Source organism: Kaistia algarum, from assembly GCF_026343945.1.
In the GTDB taxonomy this organism is placed as follows: Bacteria; Pseudomonadota; Alphaproteobacteria; order Rhizobiales; family Kaistiaceae; genus Kaistia; species Kaistia algarum.
Genome location: NZ_JAPKNJ010000001.1, coordinates 1088982 through 1101953 on the forward strand (window position 1 = coordinate 1088982; position 12972 = coordinate 1101953).

The 12972-nt window shown below is 65.7% G+C and carries 9 protein-coding genes; 4 read left to right on the plus strand and 5 right to left on the minus strand.

Translation table 11 applies throughout. The features are described from left to right. Positions 1-143: 143 nt before the first annotated feature. On the plus strand, positions 144-866 hold the full coding sequence (locus OSH05_RS05325; RefSeq protein WP_104217229.1) for a response regulator: 723 nt from the start codon (positions 144-146) through the stop codon (positions 864-866). Then, on the plus strand, positions 863-2314 hold the full coding sequence (locus OSH05_RS05330) for an ATP-binding protein (protein ID WP_104217228.1): 1452 nt from the start codon (positions 863-865) through the stop codon (positions 2312-2314). The genes OSH05_RS05325 and OSH05_RS05330 overlap by 4 nt, the downstream gene beginning before the upstream one ends. A 29-nt stretch (positions 2315-2343) precedes the next feature. Here OSH05_RS05330 and OSH05_RS05335 read toward each other — a convergent pair whose 3' ends face one another. From OSH05_RS05335 to OSH05_RS05350, 4 genes are all read right to left on the minus strand, one after another. Continuing rightward, positions 2344-2964: an Isoquinoline 1-oxidoreductase subunit gene (locus OSH05_RS05335; RefSeq protein WP_104217227.1), complete on the minus strand. Its 621-nt coding sequence runs from the start codon at positions 2962-2964 to the stop codon at positions 2344-2346. 78 nt (positions 2965-3042) lie between these two features. Further along, positions 3043-3558, minus strand: a complete 516-nt coding sequence (locus OSH05_RS05340; RefSeq protein ID WP_104217226.1) for a (2Fe-2S)-binding protein — start codon at positions 3556-3558, stop codon at positions 3043-3045. After that, positions 3555-6320 carry a xanthine dehydrogenase family protein molybdopterin-binding subunit gene (locus OSH05_RS05345; RefSeq protein ID WP_104217225.1) on the minus strand — a complete coding sequence of 922 codons (2766 nt, stop codon included), beginning with the start codon at positions 6318-6320 and terminating at the stop codon, positions 3555-3557. The genes OSH05_RS05340 and OSH05_RS05345 overlap by 4 nt, the downstream gene beginning before the upstream one ends. A gap of 511 nt (positions 6321-6831) precedes the next feature. After that, positions 6832-8016 (minus strand): MFS transporter, encoded by a 1185-nt coding sequence (locus OSH05_RS05350; RefSeq protein WP_104217224.1) that lies wholly within the window; start codon positions 8014-8016, stop codon positions 6832-6834. 172 nt (positions 8017-8188) lie between these two features. Here OSH05_RS05350 and OSH05_RS05355 point away from each other — a divergent pair, with 172 nt between their 5' ends. Then, positions 8189-9100 carry a LysR family transcriptional regulator gene (locus OSH05_RS05355; protein WP_104217223.1) on the plus strand — a complete coding sequence of 304 codons (912 nt, stop codon included), beginning with the start codon at positions 8189-8191 and terminating at the stop codon, positions 9098-9100. 79 nt (positions 9101-9179) lie between these two features. After that, a complete protein-coding gene (gene lldD, locus OSH05_RS05360) occupies positions 9180-10331 on the plus strand; it encodes an FMN-dependent L-lactate dehydrogenase LldD (protein ID WP_104217222.1) in 1152 nt (383 codons plus the stop codon). Positions 10332-10356: 25 nt separating this feature from the next. Here lldD and OSH05_RS05365 read toward each other — a convergent pair whose 3' ends face one another. Then, positions 10357-12972: an AAA family ATPase gene (locus OSH05_RS05365; RefSeq protein ID WP_104217221.1), complete on the minus strand. Its 2616-nt coding sequence runs from the start codon at positions 12970-12972 to the stop codon at positions 10357-10359.

The following is a 12972-nucleotide window of genomic DNA, read 5'->3' on the forward strand; positions in this document are numbered from 1 at the left end:
TGACTTCTTTGTCGTCAACTCTCTCAGCCGCCATTCGGCGCGACATCCTGATACAATTTCGTTCTGGCCTTCCGCGCGCGAACCCGGCTCATTCGGCGCAACGGGCCTGCCGCATTCCGCTCAGCCAGCCACCTCGAAGCATCATGGACCGCACACCCCACATCCTCGTCGTCGATGACCACCGCGAGATCCGCGAATTGCTGGCGAAATATCTCGCCAAGAACGGGCTGCGCGTCAGCGTCGCCTCCGGGGGACCCGAAATGCGGCAGGTCCTGCGCTCGGCTTCGATCGACCTTGTCGTCCTCGACATCATGATGCCGGGCGAGGACGGTCTCTCGCTCTGCCGGCATCTGCGGCAGACCAGCGACATCCCTGTCGTACTGCTGACGGCCGTCTCGGAAGAGACGGACCGCATCGTCGGGCTCGAACTGGGTGCGGACGACTATGTGACGAAGCCGTTCAATCCGCGCGAATTGCTCGCCCGCATCCGGGCCATTCTCCGCCGCTCGGCCGGCGTGCCGAAACCTGCCGCCGAGGGTCCTGGCGAGCGCTATCGTTTCGATCGCTGGCTGCTGGATGCCAGCCGCCGCGCGCTGCTCGACGAGGAGGGGAACGAGGTGCCGCTCGGTACGGCCGAGTTCCGCCTGCTGCTTGCCTTCATCAACAGGCCCGGAATGGTGCTGACGCGCGACCAGCTGCTCGACATCACCGCCGGCCGTTCGGCGCAGGTCTTCGACCGCAGCATCGACAATCTGGTCAGCCGCCTGCGCCGCCGCGTCGAGCGCGATCCGCAGCACCCCACGCTGATCAAGACCGTCTGGGGCGACGGCTATTCCTTCACCGCCAAGGTGGAGATGGAGACTTGAGCCGTTTCAGGCTGTGGCCGGCGGGCCTCGCCGGGCGCCTCGTCATCCTGCTGGTCGCAGCCCTCGCTCTTGCGCAGGTGGGTCTCGTCTTCACCCTGCGCTCGGAGCAGGATGCCATCCTCGACCAGGTCGTCCATGGCCAGGCGCTGAACCAGGCGGTCACACTAACGCGGCTGCTGGCGGCCCTGCCTCCCGATCGCGGCGATGAACTGGCGAAGGCGTTCGGATCTCGGGAATCCTGCGCCGACATTTCACGCGTCACCCCAGCGCCCCGTGCGATGAACCCGACGGAAGCGCGGCTAGCGCGTCTCCTCGGACGGATGCTGCACGGCGTCGAAGCCGGACCACCGCAGATCGCGATCGAGCGGATGCGCGGTTCGGACCGCCCCTGCATTCCTACGGACCGGCCGGACGGAATGGATATCGGCGCCGGAACCGACGTGGGGACCGGACCACCGCCACCGTCCGGACCCGGACCGGATCCACGCCGTGTCATCGCCGTTTCGGCGCGTGTGCCGCTCGATGACGGGCGCTGGCTGACGATGCGGTCGGCGCTGGGGGTTCCTCCCGGCTGGAATCGGGCGGCGCTTCTGTCGTTCCTGCTCTCCTCGCTGGCAGTTGGGACGGTCGCCGTCGTCGCGATCCGCAGCCAAACGCGTTCGCTGCGCACCCTTGCCGAGGCATCGGACCGTTTCGGCCGCGGCGAAGCCGTGACACCGCTGCCTGAGAACGGCCCGGCCGAGGTAGCGGCCGCGACGCGTGCCTTCAATACGATGCAGGAACGTCTGAGCCTCTTTCTGCGCGATCGCCTGCGCCTGCTCGCCGGCATCAGCCACGATCTGCGGACGCCGTTGACGACGCTGCGCCTCAAGGCCGAATTCATCGACGACGAGACGATGCGCGAAGATCTGATCGCCACGATCGACGAACTGACGGTGATCTGCGAGGCCACGCTCGCCTTCACCCGCGCCGAGGCAACGGCGGAGGACACGGTGAGCGTCCAGTTGGAGAGGCTCGTCGGCGACGTAGCCGAAGAACTGAGACTCGGCGGCGCCGATGTCACGGTCACGGCGACCGGTCCGGTCGCCTATGCCTGCCGGCCGGTCTCGCTCAAGCGCGCGGTTCGGAACCTCATGGAGAACGCGGTTCGCTACGGCCAGCGCGCGGATGTTACAATCCATGCGGCCAACGGCGAAGTCCAAATCGCGGTGCAGGACGAGGGCCCTGGCCTGCCCGAGGACAGGATCGAGGAAGCCTTCCAGCCCTTTGTGCGCATCGAGCCGTCGCGCAACGCCGAGACCGGCGGCATCGGCCTAGGTCTCGCCATCGCCCGGAGCATCGTGAAGGCGCATGGCGGCACGTTGACGCTCGCCAACCGGGCAGAAGGCGGCCTCCGCGCCGAGATAATGTTGCCGCGACAGACGGGCGGGGCGAACCCGGCCGCGTGAACGCCCGTTTCCGTGATGCTGAAGAGCTCTTACGGACAGGCGGCTCCGGACTTCACCCAGGCTTCGACCAGTGCACCGGCCTCGGCCTGCGTGCCGGGGGCGGGCGTGCGTCCGACGCCGGGCGCCCAGGCCCATCCGACCAGCGTGTCCTTGCCGATATGGTCGATGAGGTCGTCGAGCGAGCGGCCGCCATTGCGCGCCGGATCTTTGATCTGGGCGCAGATCTGCGAGACCGTCTTGCCTTCCCAAGCCATTTCGATCGGCGCCAAGTGCCATACCGTATGACCGGGAACACGGCCGGGATCGAAATTGGCCGCCTGGTGACAGGTCGAGCAGCGCATCGAGGGCAGCCCCATGCCGTCGACGCCTCGGAAGACCGGCGGCTGATGCAGATGCGCGTCGTCGCCCTGGCGCGGGCGGTCTCCGGCAGGGTGGCAGTTCGTGCAGCGCGGATTGGTCAGGACCTTGCCGAGTTCCGTAAAATAGGCCGCCGACCGCTTGGCCGGATCGGCGATCGAAGCGAAGCTCTCGACGGGGGCGAGGCTGTTCGTTGCCGTTCCCGAGGCTGCGAAAGCAGCGACGGCGACGGTCGCGCCGCTCGCCAAAGCTGACAGGAGGACCAGGACGAAAGGCCGCCATCCGGAACGCATCGTCGCTTCTCCTTCGAACCTCGCTGCGCGAGACGGATACTTTGCGGGAACCCGGCACCGACATGTGCCGGCCGGCGATCAGGCCAGATATCGATCTGGATCGGCCAGCACGACGTCGCGCACCGCCTGGTGATATTTTACATAGCCGGTGCAGCGGCAAAGATGCCCGTCCAGCGCTTCGGCGATCGTCTTTTCCAGATCGGCGCGCGCTACCTTCGTCTTGGCCAGCCTCTCCAGCAGAACCTGGCTCTCATTGAGGAAGCCGGGAGTGCAATAGCCGCACTGGAAGGAAAAGTGCTCGATGAAACCCTTCTGCAGCGCGGTGAGTTCACCGTTCTGCGCATGGCCCTCGACGGTGCGGATGGTCTTGCCGTTGAAGTTCGCCGCCGCAACGATGCAGGTCGGATTGGTGTAGCTGGTGCCATCCTCCCGATCGACGATCACGGCACAGGCGAGGCACTGCGCAGCACCGCAGCCAAACTTGGTGCCGGTCAGGCCCAGAACCTCGCGCAGGAAGTCGTTCATCGAGAGATCGTCGCGGATCTCCGTCGGCCCATAGGCGCGGCCATTGATGGTGAGGGCGAGGGTCGTCACGCGAGCGCTCCCTTGATCATGGCTTCAGTCACCGGCAGCGACTGGAAACGGTGGCCGATGGCGTCGTTGATCGCATTCAGCAGCGCGGGAACGACCGGGATCATCACGACTTCTGCCATGCCCTTGGGCGGCTCCTTGGGCGACAGTGGCGGCAAAAGCTCGATCTCGAGATCGTGCAGCGGCAGGTTGGAGCCGCGCGCCACCAAATAGCGCTCCAGGTTCCATTGGCCGTTGCCGGGGCCATCCTCGAAGGGCGGCAGGGTCTCCAGCAGCGCATAGCCGACGCCCATGGCAAAGCCGCCCTGCGACTGGCCGATGACGACTTCCGGCACCAACGCCTGGCCGCATTCAACCACGCTATAGGCCTTGGCGATGCGGAGCGCACCCGTCGCCTTCTCGATCTCGACGCGAACAAGCGTACCGCAGGCCGACGCGAAGGACGTGCCGATCCGGTTGTAGTCCGTTGGCGGAAAAGTCACTACGGAGCGGTCGAGCCGCTGGAACGGGTCGGCGCCCCGCCGTATCGCCAGGGCGTCGATGTCGGCCGACCATGTGTCAGTACCGATCGGGAACGTCGCCTGCGCCCAGGCCCAGCGCGAAAAGGAATGGGCCATCGCGCCAGTGACGCCCTTCATCGCGTGCGCCCTCGCTGCGATCTTCGCCAGGGGGAGCGGCGAGAGTCCCGACCAGACCAGCCAGCCATCCTGCCAGAAGGCTTCTTCGAACTGCTGGTTTCGAGGGTCGCTGGCCGGGATGCCCCAGAGGTCGAGCGCGGCCGGCCACAGCCCAAATCGGAACACGATCCGTGCCGCCTCGGCCACCGCCTGCGTCCCGACATGGGCGCCGATCGAGGCGCTGGTAGCCGAGCTTATGGCCGGCACCCAGCGTGGATTCGCAGCGGCTGCATCTTGCGCGGCCTGCGTCATCGAATAGGGATCGCCCGAGGTTACGAGTTCCAAGGCGCCGAACACATTGACTTCGGCAACGGTTACAGCGTCGGCGATGCCGCCAAGATGCTGCGCAACGCGGTTCGCCAGCGCCGTACCGATGCCGTTACCCATTTCAACCGCATCGCCGTGGATCGAAATGCTTCCGTCGGGACGTATCTCGACCGTGCCGAGCGAGCAATCGGCGCCCGTGCCGTAATCCTTGGCCGAACAGGCTAAGCTGGTCCCGACCAGGAAGCCTTCCCGCGCCTTCGCCTTTTCCTCGGCGCGACGTTGCCAGATCTCGTGGCGCTCAAGCTTGTCGAGGATCTCGATAGTGCGAACCGACACCGAATAGGGATTGCCGGTCAGCGTGCGCTCGCCCACCGTCAGGGCGTTGCGGCGACGGAATTCGATCGGGTCCAGTGGCAACCCGGCGGCGGCCTCGTCGATCAGCACTTCGAGCGCCGTCATGGTCTGCAAGGTGCCATAGCCGCGCATCGATCCGGCGGTTACGCCGCGCGTGTGCTCCGCGACCGTCGTAACATCGACCTTTGGCACGCTGTACATGCCGATCGCACCGGTCGCGCCGACCACGGCTACGCTGGGCGAATAATTCGCGAGCCCACCGCCATCGAGGACATGGTCGGCGGCAAAGGCGGTGATCTTGCCACTCGCCCGGTCGACGCCGATCTCGCTATGCATCTTGAAGGCGTGGCGCTTAATGCCGCCCTGAAACTGCTGGTAGCGATCATGGGCGAGCCGGATGGGCCGTCCTGGAAAGAACAGCGCCGCCAAAGCCATGTAGAGCGGAAACGGGGTGTGGTCACGGCCACCAAAGCCGCCGCCGAGATAGGCGAAATTGGCGTCGATGCGCTCCGGCTTGAAATCGGCGGTCGCCTCGCCCAGCAGAAAAGCGACGGCACTCGCCGCCTCGAAGGGCGACTGCACGCCAAGCACGAGATGCAGTTCCTTGCCGGCCGTATCGTACCAACCAAGGCCCGCTTCCGGTTCAAGGAACATCGGATCGATCGACTGCGTTTCGAAATCGCGGGCAAGCGCCAGCGTTCCGGAATCCGGCGCCGCGAGCGACGAACGGATCGCTTCGCCGTAAGTCGCCCCTTTCACATATTCGCCGCCCTTGGCGACAGGCAGCGGTTTCCAGATCGGCCGGCCCGAACTCTCAAGAAAGCCGGGGCTGATCCAGCCTTCCTGGATCGGCGAATAGACATCGGGCGCATCCGGCGTTGCCCCGGCGACGCGGGTAAAGCGGAAGGCAGCATAGTTCGGACCGGTCAACGGCCCGGTCTCGGCGCCGAACTTGAGCAAATTGCCATTGCGGAACGCGAGCCGGGCCCGATCCTGCGCGTCGAACGTATCGAACAGCAGCAGGGCGACCGGCTGGCCGAGATAGAGTGGCGTGTTGCCGACCGGACAGAAGAGATCGCCGGCGTAGAACTCCGGGACCCGCGTACCGATCCGCTCCAGATCGGCGGCCGTGACGATAACGGTCGGCTTCGCCGCTGCATCCAGTTGGTCGAGGTCGAGCCCGAGATAAATGTGCGATGCGTCCGGTGTCCGCACCAGCAGCGCGTGAGCCGTTTCAGCAGGCCAGCCGGGCATGTCGGCGGCGCGGAAATCGGAAGCATAGAGCTTGGCGCCAGTTACCTTGGCAATACCATCGACGCGCCCCTTCGCCAGACGCGGCACGCCGCGTCCCGGCAGGGTCTCGCGATCGAGAAAGCTAAGCGACTCAGCCGCAGAAATTCGCGACAGGGCCAGCGTGATGCCGCTGGCGACGCCCCATTTCATCAATTCCCGACGCGTTGGCTGCATGGTTCAGCTCTTTTTGAGTCAAATTTTTCGGCCGGCATCTCTACCGCACCGCAACAATCCCCAAGCTTGGAGTCAACCAGCCGCTTGAAGACAAAGACTATGGGAACAATCCGCCGCACCGATTTCCCGAATAGAATCAGGCATCATCGATACGGCTCAATTCAATGTAGGAAGGACACTTTATTTGAGCTGTCGACTCTCCCTCGACGCTCCACATGACGATGAATTTTACGGGCATTCCAAAGAAAACGCCAGCCTCACCCCGGCGTTATTTTTCGAGGCCCCGACCTCGGCCTTATTACCGTAGATCTGCGCGATTTCGACCCGGCGAAGGCCGCGCTTCAGAGTCTGTTGGATGATCCGGAGCCCCTCGAGCCCCCGCATGCGGAACATGGGAAGCCGAGCGCGGGAAGGTGGCGCCCTTGGCGGTGACAGTGTCCAATCGGGTCCCTCCTTTGCATATGCGGTGATTGGGGGATGTGCTGCGGCTTCGCCAGCCAATGCCCCGGCGTCAGGCCCGGCTCAGCACCGCCCGATGGCCGTATGCGTCGAGCGCGCCGCTCCAAAGCGCCAGGGCAAGGGCACCGGCAACCATGATGCCGCCGACCCATGGGGTGGCGCCGAGGCCCAGGCTGGAGGCGACGACGAGCCCGCCGATCCAGGCGCCAAGCGCGATGCCGAGATTGAAGGCGGCGATATTGAGCGCCGAGGCCGTATCGACCGCCCCGGGACGATGGATCTTGGCAAGTTGGACGACATAGAGCTGCAGGCCCGGCACATTGGCGAAGGAAAGGAATCCGAGCGCCGCCAGAGTCACCAGGGCCACATAGGGACTGACAGCCGTGAAGGTGAAGATGACGAGCACGATCGCCTGGGCGAAGAACAGGAGCGTCAGCGCCTTGACCGGATCGCGGTTGGCGATACGCCCTCCGAGAAAATTGCCGGCGGCGATGGCGGCGCCATAGAGCATCAGGATGAGGCTGACCTGCGACGCGGCGAAGCCTGTGATTGTCTCCAGAATGGTCGCGAGATAGGTGAAGGCGACGAAGGTGCCGCCATAGCCGAGCGCGGTCATGGCGAAGACCAGCAAGAGCCGTCCTGATCCCAGCACGCGGACCTGATCGAGGATCGAGGCCGGCGGCGCCTTGCGGATCGAACTTGGCAACAGAACGGCGATACCGGCAAAGGCGACGATACCGAGCGCGGCGACGGCCCAGAAGGTAGCGCGCCAGCCGAAGGTCTGCCCGATAAGGGTGCCAAGCGGCACACCGGTAACAATGGCGACGGTGAGCCCCATGAACATCAGCGCGATCGCAGAGGCGCGGCGGTTCTCCGGCACCAGATCGGCGGCGATGGTCGAGCCGACGGAGAAGAACACGCCATGAGCGAAGGCGGAGAGGACGCGGGCGACCAGCAGCATTTCATAGCTGGGGCTGAGCGCGGCGAGCGAATTGCCGACGATGAACAGCACCATCAGGCCGAGCAGCAGCGGCTTGCGATCGATTCGGCCGGTCAGCGCAGTCAGAATCGGGGCGCCGAAGGTGACGCCGAGCGCATAGACGCTGACGATCAGTCCGGCCAGCGGCAGCGTGATGCCAAGATCCGCCGCTACCGTCGGCAACAGACCGACAATGACGAATTCAGTCGTTCCGATCGCATAGGCGGCGATCGTCAGGGCATAGAGCGCAACAGGCATTGCGGCGTCCTTTCTCCGGCCCATAGGCGCCGGCAATACATCGACTAGCCAGGAGGACCCCGTCCGGCCGATCGCCGGATCGTTGTCGTGCCGCTCATATGACGTGCCTGAATTTGAGAATGAATATTCGGTAGTGTAACAGTGACTATGAATTCAATTCATAGGATCGATCATGGACAACCGAGCGGGCGAGATGGCCGTGTTCGTCGCGACGGCGGAGAGCGGCGGATTTTCGGCAGCTGGCCGCAAGCTCGGGCTTTCGCCTTCGGCGGTCAGCAAGCTGGTCGCGCGCATGGAAGACCGGCTGGGGACGCCACTGCTGGTGCGCTCGACCCGGACGCTTCAGCTCACCGCCGAAGGCGCGCTCTATCTGGAGCGGGCGCGCCGCATCCTCGCGGATATCGATGAGGCGGATCGGATGGTCGCGGCCGGCGCCGGCATCCTTCCGCGCGGGCGGCTCAGGATCAGCGCCTCGGTAGCCTTTGGCGAGCATTGCCTGCTGCCCTTGATGCCGACATTTCTGCGGCTCCATCCGCACGTGGAACTCGACATTTCCTTGACCGATGCCGTCATCGACCTCGTCGACGAGCGCACGGATATCGCGATCCGAACCGGACCCCTGCGCGACTCGACCTTGATGGCGCGCAAGCTTCTCGAAACCCGCCGCGTGATCGTCGCTTCGCCCCCCTATCTGGAAGCCCGCGGCATTCCGCGGATACCTCATGACCTCGCCGGCCATAATTGCCTGCGCTTCAATTTCCGGCGGAGCCTGGACGAATGGCCGTTTCGCGATCCCTCCAGCGGGGAAACCTACACGCTTCCTATCACCGGCAACGCCTTTGGCAATAACGGCGTCATCCTGCGCCAGCTCGCGCTCGGCGGTCTTGGCCTGACGCGGCTCGGCGCCTTTCACGTGGCCGCCGATATCGCCGCGGGGCGGCTTGTTCCTGTGCTGGAGACGTTCAACACCGACGACATCGAACGCATTCACGCCGTCTATGTCGGCCACGAGCATCTCGCTGCCCGTATCCGCACCTTCGTCGATTTCCTCGCCGAAACGATCAAGAAATCCGATCGGCCGTAAGCTACATCATCAAGCCAAGGGATTCGGACGCCGCCTCCGGGACCCGCAGGGTTGAACAGCCGCAGAAGGCCAAGCTGACATGATCATCTCATCCTCCACCGACTATCGGGAGGCCGCGCGCCGGCGCCTTCCGCCCTTCCTGTTTCATTACATCGACGGCGGCGCCTATGCGGAACATACGCTGAAGCGCAATGTCGAGGATCTCGCCTGGCTGGCGCTGCGCCAGCGAGTCCTGAAGGGCGTCGGCGATGTCGATCTCTCGACCACGATATTCGATGAGAAGCTGAGCATGCCCGTCGCCCTGGCGCCGGTCGGACTGACGGGCATGTACGCCCGCCGCGGCGAGGTGCAGGCGGCGCGCGCCGCCGAGGCGAAAGGGATCCCCTTCACTCTCTCCACGGTCTCGGTCTGCCCCATCGACGAGGTGCAGAGCCAGTCGCGCCGGCCGATCTGGTTTCAGCTCTATGTGCTGAAGGATCGCGGCTTCATGAAGGATGCATTGGAGCGCGCCTGGGCGGCGGGCATCCGCACACTGGTCTTCACCGTCGACATGCCGGTTCCCGGTGCGCGCTACCGCGATGCCCATTCCGGCATGTCCGGCCCGAACGCGCCGCTGCGGCGCGTGCTGCAGGCCTTCACCCATCCGGCCTGGGCCGTCGACGTCGGACTTCTCGGCCGACCACATGACCTCGGCAACATCTCGGCCTATCGCCGCCAGAAGACGAAACTGGCCGACTATATCGGTTGGCTCGGCGCCAATTTCGACCCCTCGATCGGTTGGAGCGATCTGCAGTGGATCCGTGATTTCTGGAAGGGCCCCATGGTCATCAAGGGAATTCTCGATCCGGAGGATGCGCGGGATGCGGTGCGCTTCGGCGCGGATGGCATCGTCGTCTCCAACCATGGCGGAAGGCAGCTCGACGGCGTGCTCTCCTCGGCCCGGGCGCTGCCGGCGATCGCCGACGTCGTGAAGGGCGACCTGACCATTCTGGCCGATTCCGGCATCCGCTCCGGTCTCGATGTCGTGCGCATGCTGGCGCAGGGCGCCGATGGCGTGCTGCTCGGCCGCGCCTTCGTCTATGCGCTGGCCACCGCCGGCCAGAAGGGCGTCGAGAACCTCCTCGACATCGTCGCCAAGGAAATGCGCGTCGCCATGACGCTGACGGGCGCGCGCTCGATTTCCGACATCTCGCGCGACAGCCTGGTGCGGCAATTGGAGAAGCCGGCCTGACAAGCGGATTCCGCCGGACGGATGCTCACATCCGCCGTATCGGCGCGCCGAGCTGGAGGAAGTCGCGCTCGCGGCAGGTCAGGATCAGGATCTGCTGGCGCTGCGCGGCCTTGTGCAGCACGAGGTGCATGCGCTCGAGCCGGCCCTCGTCCGTGTTGACCAGCGCGTCGTCGAGCACGATGCACGATTCCTGGCCGCCTTCCCGCAGGATGTCGGCGAGCGCCAGCCTCGTGATGACGGCGATCTGCTCGCGGGCGCCGACACTGAGCCCGTCAAACGGCTCCGCGACGCCGTTGCGCACCAATTGGTCGATTTCGAAACTGCCATCGCGCAGTACGATGCTGCTCTCGTTCTGTATGAGACGCAGATAGGGCGCGGACCGTTCCCGGACCGGCGCAAGCCACTTGTCCTTGGTCTCGCGCTGCGCCTCGGCGAGCGTGTCGGCGAGTAACCGAGCCGCTTCGGCCTCCAGCGTCGCCGTCTGCAGTCTTGTCTCCAGCAACTCGATTTTCCCGTTGAGTGTTTCGAGTTCCTCGCCCAACCCATCCTTGCCGAGCGCCCTGAGCTCGACATCGAGATCGCGCCGCTCCCGCTCGGTCCTCTCCATATCCTCGCGAATGGCCTTCTCGGCCTGGACTGCGCTTTCGATGGCGAGGGCCGTCGCCTCCGGATCCGCAACGGCGACGGCATCGCGCGCGGCGGCCCATTTCGCTTCCGCCTCCGAGCGACCGAGCCGGGCTTGCGATACCTCGTCGTCGAGTGCCGGATCGGACATCATCTCGCGCGCCGCGATCAGGTCTTCCTGCACGCGCTGGTGGGTGCGAGCAGCGACATTGGCGCGCTCGGTCAATATGGCAAGGTCCCGCCGGACAGCGTCCGCCGCGGCACGAACCGACGTCGCTTCAGTCGCGGCCGCCTCGAAACTGGCCTTTGACGCAACGGAACCCGCCCGCGCGGCATCGAGATCAAGAGGCTCCGTGTCGGAGGCAACGCTATCTTCGCCGGCCAGCAGGACGCTGCGTGCCAATTCCTGGCGGAGCGCATTGAGCCCCCCGGGCGCCACGCCCTTCAGCGTCTGTGCATGGTTCCTTGCCTCGACGCGGGCATCGGCGATGCGCTGCAGCGCCAATCGCGCTGCGGCAACATCGGCCTGTCCGAGCTTGGCCAGATCGCGCGCCAGAGCCTGATCCGCTACTTCGGCGGCACGGCTCAGTTCCGCGATTCCGCCCCCCGGCTGGATATGAATGCGGCCATATCCTTCCAGCACGAGGGTCGTGTCGCGCGCGATCAGAAATTCCGAGCCGACGGAATCGGCGCTTCCCTCGATGCGCGCCGCATTGGCTCCATCGGGCAGCAGCGTGATACGGGCGCTTGCCGCCTCCAGCCGCAGGCGGGCCTGATCGGCATTGCGTTCCAGTGTTTCGATCCTGGCGAGATCCTCGGGCGACAACGCCGCGGCAGCGACGAAGGCCTCTGCCCGCAGGCGCGATACATCCGCAGCCTCCGCTGCCACGACCTGTCCGGCCAATCGAACCGCGGTTTCGCGGGCCTGACGCCGGGCGGCTGCGCTCTCGATCCGGCGCACGGCCTCCTCGGCCTCGCGCGCCGCCTTCTCCGCAGCTGCCGCACGGCTGGTCGCGACATCGGCGGCCTGATCTAGCCTGCCGGTCTGGTTTTGCGCCTCTGCCATATTGGCGTTCGCCTGATCGCGGTCGAGGGCGCCGCGATCGAGATCCGCTTTCAGCTTCGCGCGAGCGTCAAGTCTGGCGGTTTCCGCTTCATGACGCTGCTTCGCGCGCTCCAGCGCGATCTCCGCTTTCTGCAACACATCCTGATGTTGCGCCAAGATGGCAGCCGCGCGGCGTGCCGAAGCGAGACGATCTTCCGCGATGCGCAGGCTGTCGTCGCGCCTCTGGCGGTTCAGGCGCTCTTGCAGGATCGCGAGCCGCGCCACCTTGTCCTCATAGGCAGCGAGCTGCCGCTGGATGATCGTCCTCTGCTCACGCGAGGCGAGGAGTTCGGCGCCGAGCGCCTTGAAGGCGTCGCGCGGATTGTTGCGCTTGTCCCAGAACGCTGCCTTGCGAGCCTCGGCCGCCGCCAGCAGGAGGCGGCCGCGATCGCCGCCCGTTACCTGCCCGACCTCGCGTTCCAGCGCAGCGGCGATGTGATCGCGACCCGCGCCGATGCCCAGCGCCTGATGCGACGTGCCCTGCTCCACCCAGAGGAGACCGAAGACACCGTGATGCTCGCCAGGCTTCGATTCCCCGCGGCCCGGCGGGGTAAAGCCGAACATCTCGGCGAGCCGCTCTTCGACCGCGTCGCCCGTCCAGCGCCCACCGCCGCCCTCCAGTTCGGCTTCCGGCTTCTGGCAGAAGGCCTTGTGCAGCCGCCAGGGAACACCGCCCCGTTCGAATTCAAGCCACACCTGGGGTCGGACCGTCTGGCCATAGGGCTGCATGCCCGCCGCGACGCTGCCGCCCACGCGGTGACGCTCGAACAGGACGGCGCGCAACGCCGCCAGCAGGGTCGACTTGCCCGCCTCATTATCGCCGACCACGACATTGAGGCCATCGGCGAGGTCGCCGACGACGGCATGGCCGAGCTTGCGGAAATCGCGAACCTCGATGCGACGCAGCTTCAT